The following is a 26,580-nucleotide window of genomic DNA, read 5'->3' as shown; positions in this document are numbered from 1 at the left end:
GTCCGTTTCGCCGTATCGTGCCCGATCCCCAGAAGAACGAGCCGCCCAGCTCCCTGTGCCTGCTGCGCCTGTCGGCGCTGGGTGATGTGTGCAACACGGTTCCGCTGGTGCGCGCCATCCAGCGCGCCTGGCCGGAAACGGCCCTGACCTGGATCGTCGGCAAGGCCGAGTACCGGCTGGTGCACGATCTCCCCGGCGTGGCGTTCATTGTATTCGACAAGCGCGGGCCGTTCGCCGGCTTTCCCGAAGCGAAGGACCAGCTCAAGGGGCGTCGCTTCGACACGCTCGTTCTCGCCCAGGTCTCGCAACGATCGTCCCTGCTGGCCAGCCTGGTGCGCGCCGATCGTCGAATCGGTTTCGACCGGGCGCGTTCGCGGCCCGGGCACGGCCTGGTGACCAACGAGCGCATCGACGCCGTGCCGTTCCAGCACCAGGTCGACGCCTTCCTGGAATTCGCGCGCCACCTCGGCCTGCCGACCGAAGGCGTGGACCGCCGCCTGCCCGTACCCGAGGAAGCCCGCGTATTCGCCCGCGAGCAGCAGCCAGAGGCCGGCCGCGCGGTCATCATCAGCCCGGCATCGAGCCACACCCGGCGCAACTGGCATGCCAATGGCTACGCAGCCGTGGCCGACTGGATCATCGAGGAGACCGGCCGCCCCGTCATTCTGATGGGCGGGCCGGGACCGGCAGAAGAGGCGCTGGGACAGGCGATCGAAAGAACCGCTCGCAACCCGGTGGCCAACCTGATCGGGCGCGACACCATCAAGCAGGCGCTGGCGATGTTCGAGCGTGCCGCCTGCGTGATCGCCCCCGACTCCGGGCCGGTGCACTTTGCCGACTCCATGGGAACGCCGGTCGTCGGCCTCTATGCGGCCACCTGGGCCCGCCGGTCCGGTCCATTCGAAAGCCTGGTGCACACGGTCGACTGCTTCCCGCAAGCCGCCCGGCAGTTCGCGGGGCGGTCGCCGGATCAGCTGCGCTGGGGCAAGCGCCTGGAGCGCCCCGGGGTGATGGATCTCATCACCCCGGAGATGGTCATCGAGAAACTTCGACCGCTCCTCTGACTACCAGTCGGCACACTCCGTGCCGGCGTCTTCCGTTGTGGCACTCGACAGCCGCGTCACCGTGACGTTGGCCTGTGCGGTCGCGCCGGAGGGATCCGAAATCGTGTAGCGGAACTGGTTGCGGCCGTTGCAGGTGTCGCTGACGCGGAAGGTGATGGTTCCATCACCGTTGACCGTCACTTCGGCCGGTCGGCCGTACCACTGCACCACGTCAACGATCTCGAGCGGATCACCGTCGGGATCGAAGTCGTTGGCCAGAACGTCCACGGTCACCGCCTGGCCGGCCGTGGTGGTGGCCGAGTCCGGGTTGGCCACCGGCGCGCGGTTGGCGAAGGCGACGTCGATCACGACCGAACCGGTTGCTTCACCGCCGCGGCCGTCGCTGATCGTGAATTCGAAGCTGTCGCTGCCGACGAACTCGTCATCGGGTGTATAGCGCAGAACGCCGCCCGACTGCGTGACCGTGCCGTTGCCTGGCTGCGTGAAATCGGCCACGCTCAATTCATCGCCGTCCGGATCGCTGGCCTCGGAAAGCACGTCGATATCCACCGGCTGGTTTCGGAGCGTGGCGGCGCTCAGGTCACCCACCACCGGCGGCTGGTTCGTCGACTGCACGGTAACGGTCACGCTGGCACTGGCTTCTCCGCCAAAGCCGTCTTCGACCGTGTAGCTGAAGCTGTCGGTGCCGGTGAAGCCGGCCTCGGGGGTATAGATCACCTGGTCGCCGCTGACCGATGCCTGGCCGTTCGCAGGCTCGCTCACGCCCACGATGCTGAGCGTATCGCCGTCGGCGTCGCTGTCGTTGGCGAGCACGTCGAAGGCGTTGTCGACCGAGTCGGCGTCCACCGTGAACTGGTCGTCGGCGGCCTGCGGCGCCTCGTTGACGAACTCCATCTCGCCCTCGGTCACGTCGACCGTGCTCTCCTGGTAACGATAGTAGTCAACGATGCGCTTGTGGCGGACCGGGTTGCGCAACGCACGGCGGATCCAGGGCGCCTCGACCGGAATTTCGACGCGGCGTACCTCGGTGGCCGGCTCGTCGGGACCAACGGTAATGGTCTCGGTGCTGCGCCGCTCGGTCACGAAACTGATCTCCACGCGACGATTGCGCGCGCGGTTCTCTTCGCTGTCGTTGGGGAAGCGCGGCTCGGTTTCACCTTCGCCCTGCCACTCGATCTCGCCGGCGTCGACACCGCGCGAGGTCAGGAAATCCACGACCGAACGCGCGCGGCGCTCGCTAAGGCCCTGGTTGTAGGCCTCGGTGCCGATATCACAGGTGTGCCCGACAACCTGGATGTCGCCGACGAGGCCGGCATCATCGATCATGGCCAGAACTTCGTCGAGCGTATTCTCGGCCGCCGGCTTGAGCGCGGCGCTGTCGAAATCGAAGGTCGTGCGATCGGTGAGCGTGACTTCGTTGACCGTGACGCGCTCCTCGGTGCGCGGCTCGGCGTCGACTTCGACCTCGACCTCGCGGTACTGCCGCGAGGGCCGGAAAGAGCTGCTGGCGCCGCCAAAGCTGAAGCTGTAGACGATGCTGCCGCGCAGTTCGTTGTCGTCGATGACGAAATCGCCGTCCTTGTGCGCATAGCTGGTGCGCAGGCTCAGGCCGTGCGGCGAGTCGTGGAAGCGCTTGTCGAGCGACAGCGAGGCCGTCAGCTGGGAGGAACTGTGGTCGCCTTCCTCGTAGTCGAGACCGCCCCGCAGGCGGATCAGCGGGTTCTCGAAGAAGCGCTCGGCGCGCAGGCCCAGACCCCAGTCGTAAGGCTCCTCGAACCATTCGGTGACCGTTTCGATGGTATCCACGCGCGAGAATTGGCGGCCGTCGACCTGGTCGGTGACCAGCAACTCCTCGACAGAAGTCGTGATGTCGACCCGGCGCTCGTCGGACAGCGCCGACATGCCGTAACCGGAGAACGCCCAGTTGCGGCCTTCCCAGCCGCCACCGAAGGTCAGCTTGCGGTCTTCGAGCTGGTTCTGGTCGGCGGCGACGAACAGCTTGGCAACGTTGCCGTCGGTGTAGACCGGCCCGTCGGGGCCTTCCTCGGCGGTTTCGTTGATCAGCCAGTGATAGTTGAGCTTGACGCCGCCGGCGCCCTCGCTGCCCAGCCAACCGTCGCCGACAAAGCTCGAGCGCTGCGATTCATACAGGGCCGCTTCGAATTCACCGATGACGTCGAACTCGCTGTCGAGACCGATGCCGATGCGATAGCGATCGCCGATGAAGTGGTAGGTCGGCGTTCCTGCCTGGCCGCGAGCCCTGTCCTCATCCTCGACCTGGGCGACCGCCACGGTGGCGAGCCCCTGTGCGAGCACGAGAGCGAATGTGATTTTGCGAAGCATTGCAGCGCCCCTGCTGTGGGTTGAAGTTGCGCTGCAATTCTACGCCTTCGCCCGCGACAAGGCCACGAAAAATACAGAAATTTCCGACGAGCCGCGCAGTTCAGCGATAGTCGCGGTAGGACTTTTCCTCAACGATTGCCGACCCGAGGATCTCGTTGATGCGCCTTTTCAGCGCGGCGCGCTCGTCGTTTCGCTGATAGACCGAGCGCGCCAGATCGATGAAATCATCGCCAAAGCGCTTGCGGCGTTCTTCCTCCCGGATGGCGTCCTCGATCTCCCACAGTCGCTCGTTGACCGCGCGCAACTGGTCTCGCAAGCGAGCCACCGCCTCATCGCCGAGGCCGGACTCGCGCCAGACGCGCATAAGCAACTCGTGCTCGCGCCGAACGTTGGCCAGCTTGGCCTCGTCGTCGATACGTTCGAGCTTGATCTCGAGGATGGTGAGCTTGTCGAGCAACTCACCGGGAGAGACGGGAATCAGCAGTTCCATAGGACGTCACTGGCCATCATAGTGCGAAACCTAAATGACACAAAATAAAGAAAACCGCGAAGACGCAAAGTTCGCAAAGTCAATGAATGAAAGTTCATCCATTCCCAATCTTTGCGTTCCTGGCCATCTTCGCGGTTAGTCGGTGTTCGGATCAGCGGTTGCCCGGGAGTCCGGGCAACCGCCTGGAGGCGATCAGTTGCTCTCGCCTTCCTTCTCGTCTTCCTTGAGCGACTTCATGCTCAGGCGGATGCGGCCCTGCTTGTCGACCTCGAGCACCTGGACCTTGACCTTGTCGCCTTCGGCCAACTCGTCGGTGACGTTCTCGACGCGCTTGTCGGAAATCTGCGAGATGTGGACCAGGCCGTCCTTGCCCGGCAGGATCGTGACGAAGGCGCCGAAGTTCATGATCTTGGTGACCGTGCCCTCGTAGATCGCGCCCACTTCGACGTCAGCGGTGATCTGCTCGATGCGCTTGCGCGCGTCGTCGGCAGCCGCCTGGTTGACCGAAGCAATGGTGACCGTGCCGTCGTCCTGGATGTCGATGGTGGTGCCGGTTTCCTCGGTGATCTGGCGGATGGTCGCGCCGCCCTTGCCGATCACGTCGCGGATCTTGTCCGGATGCACCTTCATGGTGAACAGGCGCGGTGCGTACTCGCTCATTTCCTCGCGCGGACGCTCGATGACCTGATTCATCTGCTCGAGAATGTGGCCGCGGGCGTCGGTCGCCTGCTTGAGCGCGACTTCCATGATCTCCCGGGTGATACCGGTGATCTTGATGTCCATCTGCAGGGCGGTCACGCCGTCCTTCGAGCCGGCCACCTTGAAGTCCATGTCACCGAGGTGATCCTCGTCACCGAGAATATCGGTGAGCACGGCAAAGCGGTCGCCGTCCTTGATCAGGCCCATGGCGATACCGGCCACGGGGGCCTTCATCGGCACACCGGCATCCATCATCGCCAGCGAGGAGCCGCAGACGGTCGCCATGGAGCTCGAGCCGTTGGATTCGGTCACTTCCGAGACGATACGCAGCACGTAGGGGAATTCCTCGCCCTTGGGCACGACCGCCGCCAGGGCGCGCTTGGCCAGCTTGCCGTGGCCGATTTCGCGGCGCTTGGGACCAAGCATGAAGCTGGTCTCGCCGACGCAGAACGGCGGGAAGTTGTAGTGGAGCATGAACTGCTCCTTGTACTCGCCCTCGATGGCGTCGATGATCTGCGCGTCGCGGCCGGTGCCCAGCGTGATCACGCACATCGCCTGCGTCTCACCGCGGGTGAAGATGGCCGAACCGTGGGTGCGCGGGAAAACGCCGACTTCCATGTCGAGCGGACGCACCGTGGTCAGGTCGCGGCCGTCGATGCGCGGCTTGCCGTCGAGAATCTGGTCACGCACGTACTTCTTCTCGAGCGCGGCAAACTCGTCCTTGACGTCGTCCGCGCTCGGGGCGTTGTCGTCGCCTTCCGGGCACAGCTTCTCGACCACGCTCGCGCGCAGCTCGCTGATGGCCTCGCGGCGAGTCGTCTTGTCGGTGTTCTCGTAGGCCTTGGCCAGGCCTTCGGAGGCCAGGTCGGCAACCTGCTTGTCCAGGCCGGCCGGACGCTCGGGCGCCTGCCAGTCCCACTTGGGCTTGCCGGCTTCGGCCGTCAGTTCCTTGATCGCCTTGATGGCGACCTGCATCTGCTCGTGACCGAAGGTGACGGCGCCAAGCATCTGCTCTTCGGACAGCTGATCGGCCTCGGATTCGACCATCAGCACGGCTTCGGAAGTGCCGGCGACGACCAGATCCAGGCGCGACTCATCGAGCTGGGTGGCCGTCGGGTTGAGCACGTACTCGCCGTCGACGAAACCAACGCGAGCACCGCCGATCGGTCCCTGGAACGGGGCACCCGACAAGGACAAGGCGGCCGAGGCGCCGATCATGGCCGGAATATCGGCATCGACTTCCGGATTGGAAGACATGACCGTGGCGATCACCTGGGTTTCATTGAGAAAGCCCTTGGGGAACAGCGGCCGGATGGGTCGGTCGATCAGGCGCGAGGTCAGGGTTTCCTTCTCGGTCGGGCGCCCTTCGCGCTTGAAGAAACCGCCGGGAATGCGGCCGGCCGAGTAGAACTTCTCCTGGTAGTTGACCGTCAGGGGGAAGAACGCCTGACCGGGCTTGGCTTCCTTGCGGGCCACGGCGGTAACCAGCACCACGGTATCCGCCATGGTGACCAGCACTGCGCCGTCGGCCTGGCGCGCGACATGCCCGGTTTCGAGCGTTACGTCGTGCTCGCCGAATTTGAACGTCTTGCTGAACTTCTTCACTTCACTCACTCCACTTTGCACTTGCAATAGAAAACACCCCGGATCAGCTCGTGAGCCGCCGGGGTGTCGTGTTCAATCGGGCCGGAACCGCGCTTTAACGGCGCAGGCCAAGGCGCTCGATCAGATCGCGGTAGCGCTGGACGTCCTTTTTCTTGACGTAATCCAGCAGCGAGCGACGCTGATTGACCAGCTTGAGCAGGCCTCGACGGGAGTGATGGTCTTTCTTGTGGTGCTCGAAATGCCCGGTCAGGTGCTTGATGCGCGCTGTCAGCAACGCGACCTGCACTTCCGGCGAACCCGTATCACCCTCGGAGAGCTGGTGTTCCTTGACAACCTGGCTCTTTTCTTCAGCGGTCAGAGTCATTCTTCAATTCACTCCTGAAAACAGTACATTAGGGCGACCGGGCTTTTCCAGAAAACCCCCTGGGACGGCCCCAGGCCGGGCTTTGTGCAAAAGCCCCAGTCGCCGGATTTCATTAAGCCCGGCATTATAACCGCGCCCGAGAGGCCGGGGCAACCGGTTTGGGCACCGAAATAGGTGCGTCGGAAGACGGAAGACGGAAGACGGAAGACGGAGGACGGAGGACGGAGGACGGAAACCGGAAACCGGAAACCGGAAGATCGTAGGTCGGGTCCCGACCAGGCGACGAGCCAACCGGCCGGCGAACCCGCTACAATGAAACGCTTTGACCGACTGGAGCCCGCATGCCCCGCCTGGACAGCCACGTCAACCGCAAGGACGCCGATTTCGTCGCGCGTGACGAGCACCATAGAAAACTGGCCGCCGACCTGCGTGACAAGCTCGAGCAGACCGCCCTGGGCGGATCCGAGAAGGCGCGGGAGAAGCACGAGGGCCGCGGCAAGTTGCTGCCGCGCGAGCGCGTGCGTACCCTGCTCGACCCCGGCAGCCCGTTCCTGGAGGTCGCGCCGCTGGCGGCCAACGGGATGTACGAGGATGCCGCGCCGGGCGCCGGCGTAATCGCCGGCGTCGGCCGGGTCAACGGCGTCGAGTGCATGGTGGTGGCCAACGACGCCACGGTCAAAGGCGGCACCTACTACCCCATCACGGTCAAGAAGCACCTGCGCGCGCAGGAAATCGCGCTGGAGAACAACCTGCCCTGCATCTACCTGGTCGACTCCGGCGGCGCGTTCCTGCCGCTGCAGGACGAGGTCTTCCCGGATCGCGACCACTTCGGGCGCATTTTCTACAACCAGGCACGGCTGTCGGCGAAGAACATTCCTCAGATCGCGGTGGTGATGGGCTCATGCACCGCCGGCGGCGCCTACGTGCCGGCGATGTGCGACGAGGCGATCATCGTCAGGGAACAGGGCACGATCTTCCTGGGCGGTCCGCCGCTGGTCAAGGCCGCCACCGGCGAGGAGGTCGACGCCGAAACGCTGGGTGGTGCGGACGTGCACACGCGCCTGTCCGGCGTGGCCGACCATTTCGCCGAGAACGACACCCATGCGGTGGCCATCGCGCGCGAGCTGGTCGGCAACCTCAACCGACCCGAACCGACCTTCGGTCCGAGCGAGGAGTCGCGCGAGCCGGCCTACCCGGCCGAGGACATCTACGGCATCCTGCCCGACGACACCCGCTACCCCTTCGAGGTGCGCGAGATCATCGCGCGCATCGTCGATGGCTCGGAGTTCACCGAGTTCAAGGCCCGCTACGGCACCACCCTGATCTGCGGCTTCGCTTCGATCCACGGCTACAAGGTGGGCATCGTCGCCAACAATGGCATCCTGTTCTCCGAGTCGGCGCTCAAGGGCGCGCACTTCATCGAACTGTGCAACCAGCGCAACATCCCGCTGGTATTCCTGCAGAACATCACCGGCTTCATGGTCGGCAAGAAGTACGAGCAGGCCGGCATCGCCCGCGACGGCGCCAAGATGGTTACCGCCGTGGCCTGCTCGCACGTGCCCAAGTTCACGGTGGTCATCGGCGGCTCCTTCGGCGCGGGCAACTATGCCATGTGCGGCCGCGCCTACCAGCCGCGCTTTTTGTGGATGTGGCCGAACGCCCGCATCTCGGTGATGGGCGGCGACCAGGCCGCCAGCGTGCTCGCCACCGTCAAGCGCGACGCTTTGGAAGCCCGCGGCGAGGAGTGGCCGGAATCGGAAGAAGAGGAATTCAAGTCGCCAATCCGCGACCAGTACGAACACCAGGGACACCCGTACTATGCCAGCGCACGCCTGTGGGACGACGGCATCATCGACCCGACCGACACCCGCCGCGTCCTCGGCCTGGCCATCGCGGCCTCGGCCAACGCGCCGATCGAACAAGGACGCTTCGGTGTATTCCGCATGTAATGAAATAAGGTTTCAGGGTTCAGGAAAACCCTGCCGAAGCCCGCCCTGAAACCTGAAACCTGAAACCTGAACCCTTTGCAACCATGACTGAACTTCTGAAACTGAACATCGACAACCGCGGCGTGGCCACGGTGACGCTCAACCGGCCCGACGTGCACAACGCTTTCAACGCCGAACTGGTGGCCGAGCTATCGCAAACCTTCGACAAGGTGGCCAACGACGGCGCCAGGGTCATGATCCTGACCGGCGAGGGTCACAGCTTCTCCGCCGGCGCGGATCTCAACTGGATGCGATCCATGGCCGAAGGCTCGGAAGCGGAAAACCGCGAAGATGCCAAGCGCCTGGCGGCCATGCTGCGCAAGCTCGACCAGCTGCCCTGCCCGACCATCGCTCGGGTCAATGGTCACGCCTTCGGCGGCGGCGTGGGCCTGATCGCCTGCTGCGACCTGGCCGTGGCGCTCGAAACCGCGAAGTTCGGGCTGACCGAAGTGCGCCTGGGACTGGCGCCGGCAACCATCGCACCGTTCGTCATACCGCGCATCGGCGTCAACAACGCCCGCCACTACATGCTCACCGGCGAGCGCATCGACGCCGAACGCGCCGTTCATATCGGCCTGGTCAGCGACACCGTGCCCACCGGCCAGCTCGACGGGCACGTGGCCGACCTGGTCGACCTGCTGCTCGCCGGCGGCCCGCACGCGCAGGCCCACTGCAAGGAGCTGATCCACACCATCGCCGGCGGCCGGCACGACGAGGCCGAAACCGACCGCCGCACCTCCGAGCTGATCGCTGCCTTGAGAGTTTCCCGCGAAGGCCAGGAAGGCCTCAACGCCTTCCTCGAAAAGCGCAAGCCTTCGTGGATTGCGGGCGATTCCTGAAAAACCTTTTTGTCCACAGATGAACACAGATAAACACAGATTGAAAACAACAAAGAGGCAAGCCTGAAGAGACGGGTGGGGTAGCTATCGCGTCGACGCTCCAGCGCCCGCAACAGGACTTTCCTTTTATCTGTGTTCATCTGTGTTCATCTGTGGACAATTTTATTATCAGGTGACCCTGCTCAAGACCGGCCTGATCGCCGGCCAACGCGCGATTGCCCCCGCATCCTCGCCAAAAAGGCCAGTCCTCAGCCGCGTGCTAGACTTTCCCGGCAAGCTTGATCCAGTCGACAACTAACAAGACCAAAAGCTCGCGGGGACACAATATGAGGAAGGTTCTGCCGATCTGCATCGGCCTGCTGTGGCTGTTTGCCGCCGGCGCCGAGGCGCAGACGACCACGCGCCTGCTGATCGTCGGCGACAGCTGGGCCGAGGAGCAGTGGGAGGATGGCTCTCATGCCCTGGTGTTTTCCCAGAACGGCCTGTCCGACTTCGGCATCTACGGCGAGACCACGACCGAAAGCGGCTCGACCGCCTTCGACTGGAAACAGGCCGCCTACCTTCAGCTCGTCGATGCGGCGCTGACCACCTATCCCGACGTCGATACCGTGCAACTGACCGTCGGCGGCAACGACTTTCTCGATGTGTGGCATACCGGCATGACCGAGGCCGAGATCGAGACCCTGACCAACGCCATCCTGTTCGACCTCGGACTGATCATCGATCACATCCTCGCCCAGGATCCCGGCATTGAAATTCTCGTCAGCCTCTACGATTACCCCAACTTTCGCGACACCCTGGGCGGCCTGGGCGGCTGGTTTGCCTGCGGCCCCCGTCACGACGACATGGGCCAGCCCACACCCCAGCAGCTCAACGAGGCGGCCACCGGACTGGTCGAGTCGATCGCCGCGATTGCCGGCCAGAATGCCCGTATCCACTTCGTCGATCATTTCAGCCTGATGCAGAACCACTACGGCCTGCCCGGCATGCCGCCCGGCAGCATCGACCCGCCGGGCGACATCACCGAACCCAGCCCGGTCGAAGCGATGCGGGAACACTTCTTCGGCCTGGCAACCGACTGCTTCCACCTCAAACCCGAGGGGTACGAGGTCATCGTGCAGAATCTCGTCGACCAGTTCCTCGCCGCCCGGATGAATGGACAAGCCGCGATCGAGCTGGCCCAACTGCAGCACAGCTACGACGGGACGCCGGCATCGGTACAGGTCAGCACCGAGCCGCCCGGGCTGGTCCACTCTCTCAGTTACGACGGCCAGGACCAGCCCCCGGTCGACGCCGGCAGCTACCTGGTGGAGGCCAACATCGACCAGCCCGGCTGGAGCGGCCAGGCGAGTGCTACGCTGGTCATCGAGCCGGCCACGCAGGTAATCGCCTTCGAGCCGCCTGCCGCACTTGCCGCGGATCAGCCACCCATCGCGCTCGACGCGAACGCCAGTTCCGGCTTGTCGGTCGAGTTCACCCTGGTCTCCGGACCGGCCACGATCAGCCAGGGACAGCTCGTCCTCGACGGCCAGTCCGGCACCGTCGTCGTCGAAGCCAGCCAGGCGGGCGATTCCAACTGGCTGGCCGCCGATCCGCTGACGCGAAGCATCGAGATCCTCGACGACGCGCTGTTCCGCGACGCCTTTCTCGACCTGAACTGACCGGCCGGCAGGAACGGGGCGCGGCGCGTCACTCGGCATCAATCCGCCGTGGACGATACGGTAAACTTCCCGGCATGTTTACATCCGTCCTCATAGCCAACCGCGGCGAGATCGCCTGCCGCATCATCGCCACCTGCCGCCGCCTGGGCGTGGAGACCGTGGCCGTCTATTCCGATGCCGATGCCGGCGCCCGGCACGTACGCCTGGCCGACCGCGCGGTGCGTATCGGCGCGGCCGCCGCGCGCGAGTCCTACCTGGACATGGACCGCATCATCGACGCGGCAAAAGACACGGGCGCACAAGCCATCCATCCCGGCTACGGCTTCCTGGCCGAAAACGCCGACTTCGCGCGCAAGCTGCGCGATGCCGGCCTGACCCTGATCGGCCCCAGCCCGGAGACCATGGACCTGATGGGCTCCAAGGCCGCGGCCAAGGCGAAGATGGAAGCCGCCGAGGTACCGCTGATCCCCGGCTACCACGGCGACGATCAGGACGACGGCACGCTCATGGCCGAGGCCGAGCGCGTCGGCTTTCCGCTGATGCTCAAGGCCGCGGCCGGCGGCGGCGGCAAGGGCATGCGCGTGGTGCATTCGAAGGACGACTTCGACGAGGCCTTGAAGGCCGCCCGGCGCGAGGCTTCCGGCGCCTTCGGCGACGAGCGCATGATCCTCGAGCGCTACCTGCCGACGCCGCGCCACATCGAGGCGCAGGTCTTCGCCGACACCCACGGCAACACCGTGCATCTGTTCGAGCGCGACTGCTCGAGCCAGCGCCGCCACCAGAAGATCATCGAGGAAGCCCCGGCGGCGAAGCTCGACGACGGCGTCCGCCAGCAGCTGCTGGCCGCCGCCGTACGCGCGGCCGAAGCGGTTGACTACGTTGGCGCCGGCACGGTCGAATTCCTGGTCGACGACAGCGAGTTCTTCTTCCTGGAGATGAACACCCGCCTGCAGGTCGAGCACCCGGTGACCGAGTGCATCACCGGCCTGGACCTGGTCGAGTGGCAGCTGCGCGTCGCCGCGGGCGAACACCTGCCGCTGGCGCAGGACGACATCCGCGCGAGTGGCCACGCCATGGAAGCGCGCATCTACGCCGAGGACCCGGACCAGGGTTTCGTGCCGTCGACCGGCCGGATCGACGCACTGGTGCTGCCCGACACGGACTGGGTGCGCCGCGACTCGGGCGTGGACGCCGGCGACGAGGTCAGCATGCACTACGACCCGATGATCGCCAAGCTGATCGTCCACGACAGCACGCGCGAGGCCTGCCTGGCCCGGCTCAACCAGGCCCTGGCCGCAAGCTTCGTCGCCGGCCCGACCACCAACCTGGGCTTCCTGCAGGCCCTGGCCGGCTCACAGGTCTTCGCCGACGCCGCGATCGACACCGGCCTGCTCGACCGTGACCTCTCGTCGGTTCTCGACGCCGGCGAGGCCCCGCTGGACATCCTGGTCGCGGCCGCCGGCCGCTGGCTGCTGATGCAGGAGTCACGAGCCAGCGGCAACACGCCCTGGGACAGCTGCGACAGCTGGCGCCTGGGCGAACCGGCCACGCGCTCGCTCGACATTGAAAGCGCGGGCCAGCGCATCACCGTCGAGGCGGCCGGTTTCGCCGGGGAGTACCGCCTGCAGATTGACGACGAGACCCACCCGGTTCGCATCCGGCAGTTATCCGACGCCGACTACAGCCTGACCCTGGACGGCCGGGGCCGCCGCGTGCAGATCCACGCCGCCGGCGAACAGCGCCTGGAAATCTGTCTCGACAACCGTCGCTGGCCGGTAAGCCGCCACGCGCGGTTCGAGGCCGCCGTCGAGACCGGCGCCGGCGACGGCCGCCTGCTCGCTCCCATGCCCGGCAAGATCCTCGAGATCCGCGTCGAAGCCGGTCAGAGCGTCGAGGAGGGAGAAACCCTGCTGGTCATGGAAGCGATGAAGATGGAGCTGGCCATCAAGGCGCCCATGGACGGCGAGGTTTCGCAAGTTGCCGTCGGCGCCGAGGACGTGGTCGAAGCAGATACCTTGTTGCTGGAGATCGAAGCTGCGGATCAGTAGTCCCGCAAGAAAACCAGATCGGGGCAGGCATCAGGAGACACCCCGGACATCGAAATAACTCCTAACCGGAGCCGCGGGTTCCACCCCGGCCCTGATCGGCATCGCCTTCGAGCGCTTTCGCCTTGCGGTTCATCAGCCGTGTCGCCGAGACGACGAGCCTGACCAACAGCACGAGCACTGCTGCCACGAGTACCAGGCCGATGAGCTGGCCGATCAGGGTTCCGGTTGAAAGCTCCATCTGACTGTCCTTCCTTCTACTGCCAGAGGCAAGCCTAGCAGAATCGCCCCGACCGGTGGCTTCCGCCGACAATGTCAATATGGCCGGGACCGCGACATTCGTGGATAATCGCCCGCCTCGAATGCTTCCCACGATTCCTTCTTGCCCATGACCGACACAACAGCCGCTCGCATCGCCCGTCAGATTGCCGAGGAAATCGGCGCCCGTGCCAACCAGGTATCCGCCGCCGTCGACCTACTCGACCAGGGGGCGACCGTGCCGTTCGTGGCCCGCTACCGCAAGGAAGCCACCGGCGGGCTGGACGACACCCAGCTCAGAAACCTCGAAACCCGCCTGGCTTACCTGCGCGAGCTCGAAGACCGCCGCGCCACGGTGCTGGCGACCATCGACGAGCAGGGGCATCTCACCGACGAGCTCAAGGCGGCGATCGAGCGCGCCGATACCAAGGCGCGGCTCGAAGACCTCTACCTGCCCTACAAGCCCAAGCGCCGGACCCGGGCCCAGATTGCCCGCGAGGCCGGCCTGGAACCGCTGCTCGACGCGCTGCTTGACGATCCGGCGCAGGACCCGCAGGCCGTTGCGGCCGGCTATGTCAGCAGCGAGCACAAGGTCAACGACGCCGACGGCGCGCTGGACGGCGCCCGCCAGATCCTGATCGAGCGCGCCGGTGAGCATGCCGACCTGCTCGGCGAGCTGCGCGAGTGGTACGGCGACTGCGCGCGGCTGGTCGCGCGCGTGATCGACGGCAAGGAATCCGAGGGCGCGAAGTACCGCGACTACTTCGAGTACTCCGAGCCGCTCAAGAAGGCACCCTCGCACCGCGTGCTGGCCATGCTCAGGGGTCGCAATGAGGGCGTGCTCAACATCGAGCTGCAGCCCGGCAAGGATCCGGAGGCCGGCCACGAGCACGCGATCGCCCGGGTGGCGCATTTCCTGGGCATCGAGGATCGCGGCCGGTCGGCCGACAGCTGGCTGGCGACGGGTGCCCGCCTGGCCTGGAAGGCGCGCGTGCAGATGAACCTTCAGGTTGAGCTGATGGTGGCCGCGCGCGAGCGCGCCGAGGCCGAGGCGATCCGGATTTTCGGCAACAACCTGGGCGATCTGATGCTGGCCGCGCCCGCCGGCGCGCGCACGGTGATGGGCCTGGATCCCGGCCTTCGCACCGGCACCAAGGCGGTGGTCATCGACGGCACCGGCAAACTGCTCGACACCGCCACGATCTACCCGCTACCGCCCCAAAAGCGCGTCGAGGATGCGCTCGATACCCTGGGCAGCCTTTGCCGCAAGCACGACGTCGCGCTGATCGCCATCGGCAACGGTACGGCCTCGCGCGAGATCGACCAGTTCGTCGGGCACGCCCTCAAGCAACTCGGGCTGCGCGGCATCCAGAAGCTGGTGGTTTCCGAGGCCGGCGCCTCGGTCTACTCGGCCTCCGAGCTGGCGGCGAAGGAGTTTCCGAACCTGGATGTCAGCTTGCGCGGCGCCGTCTCGATTGCCCGTCGTCTGCAGGACCCGCTGGCCGAGCTGGTCAAGATCGAGCCCAAGGCCATAGGCGTGGGCCAGTACCAGCACGACGTCGACCAGTACAAGCTGGCCCGGGCGCTCGACGCTCGCGTGGAGGACTGCGTCAACGCCGTGGGCGTGCACGTCAACACCGCCTCCAGCGCGCTGCTCGCGCGGGTCGCGGGGCTCAATTCAACGGTCGCCGACAACATCGTCACCCACCGCGACGACAACGGCCCCTTCCGTCGGCGCAAGGATCTGCTCAAGGTGCCGCGCCTGGGTGCCAAGGGCTTCGAGCAGGCCGCCGGCTTCCTGCGCATCGCCGACGGCGACGACCCGCTCGACGCCTCGGCCGTACACCCGGAAGCCTACCCGGTGGTCAAGCGCATTCTCGAGAGGCTCGCGAAGCCCGTCACCGAGCTCATCGGGGATACGAAAACGCTCCGATCGCTCAACGCGAAGGACTTCACCGACGAGCGCTTCGGCCTGCCCACGGTGCAGGACATCCTCAAGGAACTCGAAAAGCCCGGTCGCGATCCGCGACCGGAGTTCCAGACCGCGAAGTTCACCGAGGGCGTGGACACGATCAAGGATCTCAGGGCAGGCATGATCCTCGAGGGCACGGTCAGCAACGTCGCCGCCTTCGGCGCCTTCGTCGACCTGGGCGTGCACCAGGACGGGCTGGTCCACATCAGCGCCATGAGCGACAAGTTCGTCCAGGACCCGCGCACGGTGGTCAAGGCCGGCGATGTCGTCAAGGTCAAGGTCATGGACGTCGACCTCGAGCGCAAGCGCATCGCGCTGAGCCTGCGACTGGAAGATCCGCTGCCCGACGAGAGCGACACGCCTGCCAGGAACGAGAGCAAGCCTCCGAAGGCGAAAACCGGAAAAGGGAAGAAAGCGCAGGAGCAACAATCCAGACCCGCAAGCGGCGCCCTGGCGGACGCCTTCGCCAAGGCGAAGAACAAATAGGCCGGCACGGCACTCGGCAACGGCGCAAAGGGAGCATCAAAGTGCAATCGCACCTGCACGAACCACCGGGCAGCACGGCGGTCATAAGTCATACATGCCAATCGGAATACGCCGATGCGCTGGTTCATCAGCATTCTCGTCGTGCTGGCCCTGGTGGCCGGACTGTGGTGGATGGAGCAACAACGGCAGGCGGAACTGAGGCCTGAACCCGATATCGATGTTCCGGCCGAGCCTGCAACGCCCGTGCCACGCTATCCGCTGCCGCAACCCGAGGCCCAACCTGTCCCGCCCACGGGAGAATCCGCTGAGGAAGACACCGAGCCCCAAGGGGAAGAGCCGGCCGATGTCACGCCCGAGCCGCAACCGCCTTTGCCCGATCTTGCCGACAGCGATGCCATCATCCTCGACACAATCGCCGGTCAGCTCGGCAACGGTTTCGTGCAGCAGTGGATCAAACCGGAATTCGTCATCCCTCGCAGCGTGGCGACCATCCACAGCCTGGATGGTTCTGCGCCAGCACTCAAGACAAGGCCGCTTCAATCCCTGGACACCGAACCGCGTACCGCTGAAATCGAAGATCAAGAAGCCCTGCTGTGGACCGAGTCGAACGCCGAGCGCTATGACGCCCTGATCGATGCCCTCGAATCGACACCTCCGGAGCGGGCCGCGGCGCTCTACGGCCGCTACTACTCGCTCTTCCAGCAGGCCTGGGAGGAGTTGGGCGAGGCCGAGCCGTATTTCAACGATCGTGTGATCGGCGTCATCGATCACCTGCTGGCTACGCCCGACGTGGCTCTGCCGTTCGAGGTCGTGCCGCATGAAGGCCGGCTGCACTTCGCCGACGAATCGCTCGAGGAACAGTCCTGGGGCCGGAAGCTGCTGATTCGCATGGGCCCCGATCAAGCCGAACGGGTCAGAACCTGGCTGTCGACATTTAGGGAAGCGGCGACCGGCCAAGCGGGAAACTCGACAGACCCGTGATAGCCGCCGACTACTCGTGCAACCTCAGCCGCTTCGTTGCACGACACTGACGCAAAATTCGCACTGGTCGAGGTAATTTCACGGCATGCAACCGACCCTGCGCCTCCTCCTCCTCGTCTTCCTGGCCGTTTGCCTGCTGACCGGCTGCGGGGTCAAATCGGCCTACAACAACGCCGACTGGCTGGTGATGCGCTGGATCGACGATCGGGTGAGCCTCAACGCGGAGCAGGAGCGGGCTGTCGAGGCGGCGCTCGAACGCGAACTGGCGTGGCATTGCGCCAGCGAGCTGCCAGCCTACGCCGAGTTTCTGCAGGAAGTGAGATCCGATATCGCCGCGGATCGCATCACGACCGCCACCCTGGAGAACCACGGCGAGCGGGCCAGCGACTTCGGGCTGCGCCTGCTGTCCCGAGTCCGCCCCACCCTGATCGACTTGCTGGCCAGCCTGGATGACGATCAGGTCGATCAGCTCATGGAAAGCTTCGAAGAGCGCAATCGCGAGCTCGCCGAAGAAGCCGAGCGCAGCGACAAGGAACTGCAGCGCGAGCGCGCTAAGGGCATGGAGAAAGGCATGCGCCGCTTCACCGGCCGACTGACGAGCGAGCAGCGCGACATGCTTTCAGACTGGGCAGCCAAGCTCGAACCCACCGCGGAAATTGCCCTGGAGCGGCGCCTGGCCTGGCAGGCCGAGTTCGAGCAAGCCCTGTCGATCCGGCACGACCGGCAGGCCTTTGAAACGGCCGCAATGAGGCTGCTCGACCCTGCTGCTCTCCAATCGGACGCTTACCGCAGCCGGGTGCAAACCCACCGGGAACGCACTCTCGAGACGCTGGTCGACATTCACCACAGCGCACCGGAACGACAGATCGAACGCGCCGGGAAACGCCTGACGGGCCTGGCCGAGGATCTGAAGCAGATTGGCTGCGGATAGACAACCAAGGCCAAGACGGCGCCGTGAATCAAACACCGCCACGCTCCGCTTGTTTGAAAGAATTTCACGAGCACCCAATCTATCGCTCGAGATTCTTCCGGGTAGTTCTGGCGCCGGCCTCTCCCGGGCACACTAGTTTCGCCCCGCCATTAGCCCGGAGGCAATATACTGATGCCGGGTTAAGAACTGGTGCCGTATCCCTGGCGGCAGCCAGTCATCCCCGAACCCTAGGTCATTCGCCCTTTAGCCAAACCCTCGAAGAAGCGCGCCCCCGCTACTGCCGCCCGGCAGCAAGCCGAACTAGTCAATTCCACTTGCGATCAAGCTTAGCAGGGCGGCTCTTCAACGACTTCCCCCAAATGGGTTAGATCGGCAACGCAGCCCTCGATCACCGGTCTGCTCCGAGCGCCGGGTTTCTCTCGCCTGCTGTACCGGCGTTATGCGCGAAACAAGTCGGCTGGCAACAATAGCCGAAGAACATCGGAAATCATCTCCCCCTGCCGGCGCCAGCCGTTCTTGCGCATGGCGTTCTTGAGGTGGGCGCGGGCCGTCTCGTAGCGGATCTCGCGTTCGCCGGCAATCGTTCGCAGCGCCTTTCCGGCAAGGAGGGCGTCGACCAGGTCGGCCTCAGCCACGGTCAGGTCGAAACGCACACGCAGAGCCGGCTTGAGGTCTCCCGCTGCAGCCTTCGGATCAGTCATGATCAGGGCGATGCGATTTTCGCTCAGTCGATAGAGGGTGACCAAGGGTTCGCATGCACCGGGAGGCGCGGTGCCCGCGAGGCTGATCACATCGCCCTGGCGCTCAAACACGCGCTTGACGGCTTGTTCCAGGACCGCGCGACGCGCGCACGGGGCCAGATGGAGTCGCCCGAAGCGATCGCTCCACTCCGAACCCGTCGCCAGGCGCGCTTCGGCCGCGCGGTTGGCAAACCGGATCCGCATCCCCCCGTCAATCACGATGACCGCGTGCGCGAAACAGTCCCACATGCTGGTCAGGGTGTTCAGCGAATCCTCGATTCGCTTCAGGTGGCTGTAGCCGGCCCAGGCCTGCTGCAAATGGGGCACCAACGCACGAACACACTGGACATCGCGGTCGGTATGATCGCCGGCGTCAATCGCCTTCATGAAGCTGAACTCGACGATCTTCGAGTCTTTGACCTCCACTGCCGCCCCACAGGCGTAGCGGATCCCCATGGGGTGGTAGACGTGGTGATAAAGATCGCTTCGCAGCAGCTCGCGCTGGGAAATGAAGTCACTGGTTCTCAGCACCTTCCCGACCCGATAAAGCGACGCGCCCGCCTCGATCTGGAAATTGCCGTGCCCGAACTCGCGGTTGTACGCTTCGATGGAGGGATCGGGAACGACATTGGCGGCGAGCACCTGACCCGCGTGGGTTTCCAGATCGTAGGTATCGAGCGTCAGCACCTGGCTATGCGCAAGTCCGCCCAGCGCATCCAGGGCTTCCGGCCAGGCGCCCGTCCCCATCGCAGCGGCATATAGCGACTCAAGCGCCGCTTCACGGGTTGCTCCCATACAACCCACCTCCCTCGTGAAACTTCTGAGCCATTGTTCCACAGCGATCCGGGCCATACAAATCGCCCGCCAAGGCGGCGTCACGATCCGGTCGGGCAGCCAAAGCGAGCGGCCTTGCCCCGGCGCCTGTATCATTCAGCCGGGTGTTTCCAATCGAGTGCGCCGGGCAATTGCCGGGCCACGGGGCCCGAATACCGGGCACCAACCAGTGGCCCCGAGTGGTCAATCGAAGGAGTACTTCTTGAGTTCGAAGCGCCGTATTACCTGCCTTTTCTCCCGCTCTGTCCTGCTTGCAAGCCTGACCGCCGTGATCTGTCCGGTCGCAGTCGCAGAAGGCCAGCGCTTTCGGATGCAGGTCGCTGAAGACGGTGTCTACCGGGTGCACTACGAGGATCTGCACAAGGCCGGATTGGCCGCCCCGTTTCCAAGCGAGCGATTGACGGTCGAGAATCGGGGAGAGTTGGTAGCTGTCCACGTCGACGACGGCGGGGATCGGACCTTCGGGCCGGGCGACAGCCTGACTTTCGTCGGCAGTCACCTCCGCGGCAAGACCAGTCACTACCTCGAGGATTCGCCGTTCAACGTCTATGTTCTCGCAACGGACTCCGACGGGACGACCCGCCGGATGGACGGAGCGAGCCCGACACCGAGCGCCCGTTCCGGTCCGGCAGTAAGGCTCAGCCAGACCATCCATCTCGAGCGCGACCTTTTGAGAGCGCCGCTGTCCGGGCCGACCGCCTTCTTCGGCGATGAGACGCTGTGGTACTGGATGCGGCTGAACCACCTGGCATCGGAACCGACCCGGGTGCCAATCGACCTTTCTCACATGCGCACCGAGACTGGCTCGACCTTCAGCCTGAAGGTGAAGTTTCTAGGATGGTCCGAGGGCTCGAACGCTCCGGACCTGGCGGACCACTCGGTCGAGATCTCGCTCAACGGCACCCCGATCGGGCGCGGCGAGTGGTCCGGGCGCGAAACCCATCGGGTGGACATGCCCGCGATCCCCGCCTCGCTCGTTCAGCCGGAAGGCAATGAAATCGGAATTCGTGTTCCGGCCCGACGGGATAGCGAAAACGGCGACCCGGTCATCGACGTCGTCTACCTGGACTGGATCGAGGCGCAGTTCCCGCGCGACCGGCTCGTGGCTGATCGGCAGCAGCTATTGCAGCTGGACGCCGGCAGGGAAGACAGGTTGCTACGCCTGGTGCCGCCGGGCCCGGACGACGCAAGGGAGCAAATCCACTTCTTCGGCGAGAACGGCTTCCAGGCGAGCGCCCGGCGCAAGGAAGCAGAGTCAGGTAGCGCGGCCGGACAGCATGTCTACGAGCTGTCCGTACCCGAAGACCATGACGAGTTGTGGGTCGTGCCGGACGCTCGCTTCAGGCAGCCGCCGGTCATAGAGCTCGACCACCCCTCCAACCTGGCCGAAACGACGGATCAAACCGACTATTTCATCATTGCGCATGGCAGCCTTGTCGAGGCTGTCGCCCCGCTCGCGGACTTCCATCGCAAGCGAGGCATGCGCACCGAGCTCATCGACGTTCAGGACGTCTACGATGAGTTCAATTTCGGCATCGAGCACCCGCGCGCCATTCGGGATTTTCTCGCCCATGCCGTACGAAACCGCGACGCGCCCGCACCCGGCGACGTGCTCCTGGTGGGAGATGCCAACTGGTACGCCGACCGTCACGCTGACGCAGGCGGGGGCGAATCGAACAAGGGGTCAGGCCGTATCCCGACATGGCAGCTGCGCACACGCGACGGCCCTGCGGCCAGCGATCACCCCTTCGTCACCCTGTCGGGAAACACGGCGGACCCCGCCCTGGCGATCGGTCGATTTCCCGCCAGCACGGCATCCGGCATAAGTTCGATGGTCGAAAAAACGATCGCCTACATGGAACGCCCGCCTGGCGGCGACTGGCGCTCACGCGTTCTTCTGGTCAGCGACCGCGAGAACAACCTGTCGGCACGCAACCAGCGTTTGAAAGAGCTCGCGGAGGAAAACGGACTGGCGGCCACGGAGCTGTTGTCCAGCCCTGACCAGTCGGGCGAACAGCATCAGCGGCAGCTACAGGAGCAAATCGACGAGGGCATGCTGGTGCTGCACTTTTTCGGTCACGGCGGCCGGTTCATGTGGCAGACCGCCCCGTCACGCGGTGGCGATGCCAGCAATCTTTTCGACATGGAAGACCTCGACCGGCTCGAACCCGGCGAGCGCCTGCCGATCGTTCTGAGCATGTCCTGCAACACCGGCCCCTTCGATCATCCCGCTGCCGACTCGCTGGCGGAGAAATTCCTGCGCCTGGAAGGGCGTGGCGCGGTGGCCGTCCTGGCTGCTTCGGCCCGCAACAGTCCGTCCCTGAAGTTCACCGACGCCGTGATGGAAGGCATTTTCCAGGAAGCCAGCCTGGGGGAGGCGATCAGGCTCGCCAAGCGCCTGCGCCAGCACCCCGATGCCGCGCTGCTCTACAACCTGTTCGGAGACCCGGCGCTGGCGCCCGCGCTTCCCTGAACCGGCGGCCGCGCTACCGGGCGCGGCCGCCGTTCATCGTTGAAGCCCGGCTTCAGTTCAGCCGGCGACGGATGTTCACGAAGCCGAACAGCGCCAGCAGCCCGGCCATGACCAGGATCATCCAGCTACCGAGGGTCGGTACGGCGATCGGTGCGAAGAGCATCGTGTCTCCGTCGGTGGCGCTGTTGTCGCCTGGAACCGGGTCGGTAGCGCTGGGCGAACTGATGGTCGCAGTATTACTCAGCGTGCCCGAGGCAAACGGACTGACATCACAGACGATGTCGTAGGTCACCGAGGAATCCACCGGAAGATCGAGCGTGTCGTTCAGATCACCATCGGCACTCGAGTTCCCCGTCGCGCCGCCGCTGGCCGTACTGGTCCAGCTGCAATTTTCCAGGGGCGCCTGGAATTGATCCGTGACCTCGGCGTCGCTGACGGCAGAGGGGCCCAGGTTTTCGACCACGATAACGTAGTTGATCGGCGTCCCCGGCAAGTGCTCGGTCGTGTTGTCCGTCTTGCTGATCGTCAGGTCAGCCGACGGCTGCACGGTATCCGTCTCCGTCGAACTGTCGTTGCCAGGCTCGGGGTCGGTCACCGACGCCGATGCAATCGTCGCCGTATTGCTGACGCTGCCGCTCGCTGAGGCTTGGACGTCGCAGGTGATCTCGTAGGTCACGCTGGAGTCGACCGGCATATCGAGCGTGTCGCCGAGATCGCCGCTGCCATCGGTGTTGCCGGTCGCACCGCCGGCAGCAACGCTGGTCCAGCTGCAGTTCTCGAGCTCCGCCGGGAAGGAATCGGAAACAACGGCATCGTCGACCACCGACGGACCGGCGTTCTGCACCAGCACCGTGTAGGAAACCTGCTCCCCGGGGGTCACCGAGTCCACCTCATTGGACTTGGAGACGGACAGATCCGCCGAGGCCTCCAGGGAACTGGTGTCGGTGGCGCTGTCGTTGCCGGGCTCCGGATCGGGAATGGTAGCCGAGGCAATGCTGGCCGTGTTGCTCACGCTGCCGGTGGCCGACGCATCGACGTCGCAGTTGACATCGTAGGTCACGGTCGATCCGACCGGCATGTCGAGTGTGTCGCTCAGGTCACCGCTGGCATCGCTGTTGCCGCTGGCACCACCGGTGGCCGCGCTGGTCCAGCTGCAGTTCTGCAGCGGCGCCTGGAAAGTGTCGGTGACGACTGCATCACTCACCGCCGAGGGCCCGATGTTCTCGGCAACAATGATGTAGTTGATGGGCGTACCCGGCGTGTGCTCGGTTTGGTTGTCGGTCTTGCTGATCGACAGGTCGGCCGAGGGCACCAGGGTGCTGGTGTCGGTCGCGCTATCGTTGCCGGGCTCCGGATCGGAAACAGTGGCCGAGGCAATGCTGGCTGTATTGCTCAGGCTACCGGTCGCGGATGGGTCGACATCACAGCTGACATCGTAGGTCACGGTCGAGCCGACCGGCATGTCGAGTGTGTCGCTCAGATCGCCGCTGGCATCGCTGTTGCCGCTGGCACCACCGGTGGCCGCGCTCGTCCAGCTGCAATTCTGCAGCGGCGCCTGGAAGGTGTCGTCAACCACGGCATCACTCACCGCCGAGGGCCCGAGGTTCTCAACCACGATCACATAGTCAATCGGCGTACCCGGCGTGTGCTCGGCCTGGTTGTCGGTCTTGCTGATGGCCAGGTCGGCGGACGGCTCGAGTGTATTGCTGTCCGTCGCGGAGTTGTTGCCGAGATCGGGATCAATGATTGGCGCATCAGCCGCGACCGTCGCCGTGTTGCTCAGGCTGCCCGTGGCTGTCGCATCGATGTCGCAGGTTGCGGTGAAGGTGACATCACCGCCGGCCAGAATCGTGACGATATCGTTGATGTCCCCGGAACCGTTCGCCGTACAACTCGAACCCGTTGATGCCGCGCATGTCCACGTGCAACTCAACGCCGCCGGAAACAGGTCCTCGACGACGGTATTGGGCACATCATCGGGACCGGCGTTACTGGCAACGATGGAATAGACGATCTGAGTGCCGGGGGTCGAGGAGGTGGCGCCGTCGTCCTTCGTGATCGCCAGATCAGCGTTCATTGTCCCGGCCTGTACATTCCAGGCGGCCAGGATCGAAATCGCGGCCAGACAGACCGCAAGACAGCTAGGGAACCTCTGAACAACTCTGCGCGGGCGCGACGGGTCTTTGCGGGAGGCTCCGTTCCGGCTTCGGCGATCGTGGTTTGGTTGTTCCAAATGAGTGAGCCGAAACGGGGCGGAGACCCCGCAAAGGCCCGTCCCGAAGGGTTTTGCCGGAGAAGCCGCATCTCGTGCGTTGCGCCCCTCGGCCGTAGCTACGGCTACTGTCGCTCGCGTCGCACCACACGACCTGCGGCTTCTCCGACAAAACGCGCTCCGTGCAGAGTTGTTCAGAGGTTCCCTAGGCTTGTTCATTATTGTTCCTCCCTTTGAAGCGGAATGTCGGACGCGAGGCGTCCCCCCCGGAATCGAGCACGGCAATCATTTGCTGGTCACGATGGCCTGTCACCCTCCACCATCGGCCATTCGATGCTGCCGGCAGTCGGAACGCTATCGAATACGTTTGTTGGTCGACGAGTATAGGGTGCCACACCCCTTAAGTACAGCGCCGGACCGAGCAACCGCAAGCTCAAGACTCGCCCAAGAGCTCGGCCGCCAGCGCCGCTTCCTGGCTGTCCGGGGCGATTCGTTCCAGCGCTTGCAGGGCCGCCAGCGCCTGCTCGCGGTCACCGATCGAGACCTGGACGGTCACTCTCGCGAGATGCGCCTTCACGTAACTGGGCGAGAGCTCCAGCGCCCGGCGAAAGTATCGATCGGCCTCGTTCAATTGGCCGTTCTCGGCCAGGAATGCGCCGTAGTTGTAGCTGGCCCTGGGGTAGTAGGGATCCTGTTCCAGCGCCAGTCGGAACTGGGATCGCGCCTGGTCCGGACGATTCGTTCTGGCCCAGTGCACGGCCATGTCCACCCGCGCCGGGACAAACTCCGGCTCGAGCTCCAGCGCCCGCTCCAGCGCCTCGAGCGAAGCGTCCTCGCGCTGCATGCGCTTGTGCATGCTCGATAGCAGCCAGTATGCCCTTGCACTCTTGCTGCGAGCCGAATACCGCTCGAGGAATTCCACCGCCGACGATCGTTCCAGCTGTTCGAAGCGGTGCGCGGCGAGCCGGAGGATCAGGCTCTCCGAAACCATCCCCGTGGACTGAAGTTCCCGGGCGATCTCCCATGCTTCCTCGAGGCGCCCGACGCCGGCCAGGGCCGCGGCGTGCAGCTCCTGATACACGGGACTGTCGCCACCGGTTTGAATCAGCTTGCTCGTATAGACCAGTGCGTCGGCCGGACGCCCATCGAACAGCAGGTGCTTGGCCGCGCTCATCCGGTTCAGGTCGGTCACGCGATCCTGCGGCGCAATGCCGTCATCGATCAGCTCCTCTCGGACTTCCACGCCGCCTTCGCTGCTGCCGTGAAGGTAACCGAGCGACTGCAGCCGCTGGATCAGTTCCGGATCCAGTTCCTGCGTGGCCGTCGCCTCTTCGGCGGCGTGGTCTTTGATGAACTCGGACAGGGCAGCGCGCATTCGCCCGGCCTCGGCGGGGTTGGCCGCGGCCAGGTCGTTGAGCTCGCCCGGATCCACGGCCAGATCGTAAAGCTCGGGACGCGGGCCGTGAATGTACTTCTTGTCACCCTCGTAGAGCACCCGGAGCTCGCCCCAGCCGTGGGTGAGCCGGGGTGAAAGGTTTTCCGCGTAGTAGCGGGGGCTGTAACGCGTTGCGCCATCCTGGCCGTCACCGTTGTTTGCCCACATCGATGCGAGGGAATGCCCGTGCAGGTGATCGGGGACGTCCAGGCCAAGCAGGTCCAGTATGGTGGGCACGATGTCGACGATACCGACCCGGTCTTCGACCACGACCCCGACCTCCGACCCCATCCCGGGCGGCCGAATGATCAAGGGGACGTGCAGAGTGGAATCGTAGGCCAGCACCGCGTGGGTGAGTTCGTTGTGCTCACCCAGGCCTTCTCCGTGATCGGCGGTCATGACGATCAGGGTGCGATCCAGTTCACCCATCCGTTCGAGCTCACCGAGCAGATGCCCGAGGCGCGAATCGGTGTAGGCGATCTCGCCGTTGTAGAGATCGGCGGCGTAGAGCTGATCGTAAGGCGGCGGCGGCTCGAAGGGCTGATGCGGATCGAAGTAGTGAACCCAGGCGAAGAACGGCTGATCGGACTCGGCCGTGTGCCGTTTCAGCCAGGGCAGCACCGCCTCGTTGACCTGGGCGGCGCGACGCTCGTCGAAGAACAGTTCCTCCTTGGGAGTGGATCTGTCGCCCAGATAGTCTTCGTACATGCCCGTGAGGTGATCGTCGAACAGATCGAAGCCCTGGTCGAAGCCAAAGCGGGAAACCACCGGGAACGCACCCACGGCAGCCGCGGTTGCGTAACCTTGATCGCGAAGCATCTCGGCCAGCGTCAGATGGCGATCGTCCAGCACGAAAAGTCCGTTGTCGCGGAAGCCATGCGCCGTGGGGTACAGGCCGGTCAGGATGGAGGAATGGGAAGGTGCGGTGATGGGGGCAACGCTCATCGCGTTGGCGAACCGAACCCCATCGCTCGCCAGCCCGTCCAGAGTCGGCGTGCCGATCGCATCGTTGCCGTAGCTACCGATGCGGTCGGCGCGGGTGGTGTCGAAGGTGACCAGCAGGACGTTCCAGGGCCGTTCTTCACTGCAACCGGCGAGCACGAGGGCAAGCAGGCCCAGCATGGCCGGACGAAGTACCGGATGCGGGCGCGAATGCATAC

The 26,580-nt window shown here is 64.9% G+C and carries 17 protein-coding genes; 9 read left to right on the top strand and 8 right to left on the bottom strand.

Features of this window, described 5'->3' with window-relative positions; genetic code table 11:
• Window positions 1-17 precede the first annotated feature (17 nt).
• On the top strand, window positions 18-1,064 hold the full coding sequence (locus ACDC67_RS05750) for a glycosyltransferase family 9 protein (RefSeq protein ID WP_376691373.1): 1,047 nt from the start codon (window positions 18-20) through the stop codon (window positions 1,062-1,064).
• On the opposite strand, the gene ACDC67_RS05745 is transcribed toward ACDC67_RS05750, so the two are convergent.
• The 4 genes from ACDC67_RS05745 to rpsO form a co-directional block, all read right to left on the bottom strand.
• A complete protein-coding gene (locus ACDC67_RS05745) occupies window positions 1,065-3,407 on the bottom strand; it encodes an OmpA family protein (protein ID WP_376691372.1) in 2,343 nt (780 codons plus the stop codon).
• 100 nt (window positions 3,408-3,507) lie between these two features.
• Window positions 3,508-3,897: a DUF6165 family protein gene (locus ACDC67_RS05740; RefSeq protein ID WP_376691370.1), complete on the bottom strand. Its 390-nt coding sequence runs from the start codon at window positions 3,895-3,897 to the stop codon at window positions 3,508-3,510.
• Window positions 3,898-4,089: 192 nt separating this feature from the next.
• Window positions 4,090-6,201, bottom strand: coding sequence for a polyribonucleotide nucleotidyltransferase (gene pnp / locus ACDC67_RS05735; RefSeq protein WP_376691369.1), 2,112 nt, complete (start codon window positions 6,199-6,201; stop codon window positions 4,090-4,092).
• Window positions 6,202-6,295: 94 nt separating this feature from the next.
• On the bottom strand, window positions 6,296-6,565 hold the full coding sequence (gene rpsO, locus ACDC67_RS05730) for a 30S ribosomal protein S15 (protein WP_376691367.1): 270 nt from the start codon (window positions 6,563-6,565) through the stop codon (window positions 6,296-6,298).
• 341 nt (window positions 6,566-6,906) lie between these two features.
• On the opposite strand from rpsO, the gene ACDC67_RS05725 reads away from it, so the two are divergent.
• From ACDC67_RS05725 to ACDC67_RS05710, 4 genes are all read left to right on the top strand, one after another.
• Window positions 6,907-8,514 (top strand): carboxyl transferase domain-containing protein, encoded by a 1,608-nt coding sequence (locus tag ACDC67_RS05725; RefSeq protein WP_376691365.1) that lies wholly within the window; start codon window positions 6,907-6,909, stop codon window positions 8,512-8,514.
• 83 nt (window positions 8,515-8,597) lie between these two features.
• On the top strand, window positions 8,598-9,392 hold the full coding sequence (locus tag ACDC67_RS05720; protein ID WP_376691363.1) for an enoyl-CoA hydratase-related protein: 795 nt from the start codon (window positions 8,598-8,600) through the stop codon (window positions 9,390-9,392).
• A 326-nt stretch (window positions 9,393-9,718) separates the two neighbouring features.
• Complete coding sequence (locus ACDC67_RS05715) at window positions 9,719-11,053, top strand: MBG domain-containing protein (protein ID WP_376691361.1); 1,335 nt, start codon at window positions 9,719-9,721, stop codon at window positions 11,051-11,053.
• 74 nt (window positions 11,054-11,127) lie between these two features.
• Entirely contained in the window at window positions 11,128-13,101 is a 1,974-nt protein-coding gene (locus tag ACDC67_RS05710; RefSeq protein ID WP_376691360.1) for an ATP-binding protein, read from the top strand.
• Window positions 13,102-13,162: 61 nt separating this feature from the next.
• Here the strand turns inward: ACDC67_RS05710 and ACDC67_RS05705 are convergent, their stop codons facing one another.
• A complete protein-coding gene (locus tag ACDC67_RS05705; RefSeq protein ID WP_376691359.1) occupies window positions 13,163-13,339 on the bottom strand; it encodes a hypothetical protein in 177 nt (58 codons plus the stop codon).
• A 147-nt stretch (window positions 13,340-13,486) separates the two neighbouring features.
• Between ACDC67_RS05705 and ACDC67_RS05700 the strand changes: the two genes are divergently transcribed.
• From ACDC67_RS05700 to ACDC67_RS05690, 3 genes are all read left to right on the top strand, one after another.
• On the top strand, window positions 13,487-15,814 hold the full coding sequence (locus ACDC67_RS05700; protein WP_376691358.1) for a Tex family protein: 2,328 nt from the start codon (window positions 13,487-13,489) through the stop codon (window positions 15,812-15,814).
• Between the two features lie 114 nt (window positions 15,815-15,928).
• A complete protein-coding gene (locus ACDC67_RS05695) occupies window positions 15,929-16,795 on the top strand; it encodes a DUF3014 domain-containing protein (RefSeq protein WP_376691357.1) in 867 nt (288 codons plus the stop codon).
• 85 nt (window positions 16,796-16,880) lie between these two features.
• Entirely contained in the window at window positions 16,881-17,726 is an 846-nt protein-coding gene (locus ACDC67_RS05690; RefSeq protein WP_376691356.1) for a DUF6279 family lipoprotein, read from the top strand.
• 437 nt (window positions 17,727-18,163) lie between these two features.
• Here ACDC67_RS05690 and ACDC67_RS05685 read toward each other — a convergent pair whose 3' ends face one another.
• Entirely contained in the window at window positions 18,164-19,396 is a 1,233-nt protein-coding gene (locus ACDC67_RS05685) for a helix-turn-helix transcriptional regulator (RefSeq protein WP_376691354.1), read from the bottom strand.
• Between the two features lie 106 nt (window positions 19,397-19,502).
• Between ACDC67_RS05685 and ACDC67_RS05680 the strand changes: the two genes are divergently transcribed.
• Complete coding sequence (locus ACDC67_RS05680) at window positions 19,503-21,773, top strand: C25 family cysteine peptidase (protein ID WP_376691352.1); 2,271 nt, start codon at window positions 19,503-19,505, stop codon at window positions 21,771-21,773.
• A gap of 52 nt (window positions 21,774-21,825) precedes the next feature.
• Here ACDC67_RS05680 and ACDC67_RS05675 read toward each other — a convergent pair whose 3' ends face one another.
• Both ACDC67_RS05675 and ACDC67_RS05670 read right to left on the bottom strand, forming a co-directional pair.
• Window positions 21,826-23,850: an IPTL-CTERM sorting domain-containing protein gene (locus ACDC67_RS05675; RefSeq protein WP_376691351.1), complete on the bottom strand. Its 2,025-nt coding sequence runs from the start codon at window positions 23,848-23,850 to the stop codon at window positions 21,826-21,828.
• Window positions 23,851-24,418: 568 nt separating this feature from the next.
• Window positions 24,419-26,578, bottom strand: coding sequence for a sulfatase-like hydrolase/transferase (locus tag ACDC67_RS05670; protein WP_376691636.1), 2,160 nt, complete (start codon window positions 26,576-26,578; stop codon window positions 24,419-24,421).
• Between the last annotated feature and the right edge of the window lie 2 nt (window positions 26,579-26,580).

Origin of the sequence: Wenzhouxiangella indolica (assembly GCF_042310355.1) — a bacterium.
Lineage (GTDB): Bacteria > Pseudomonadota > Gammaproteobacteria > Xanthomonadales > Wenzhouxiangellaceae > Wenzhouxiangella.
The sequence above is the reverse complement of the archived record's forward strand: the minus strand, read 5'-3'. Positions and strand labels throughout refer to the sequence as shown.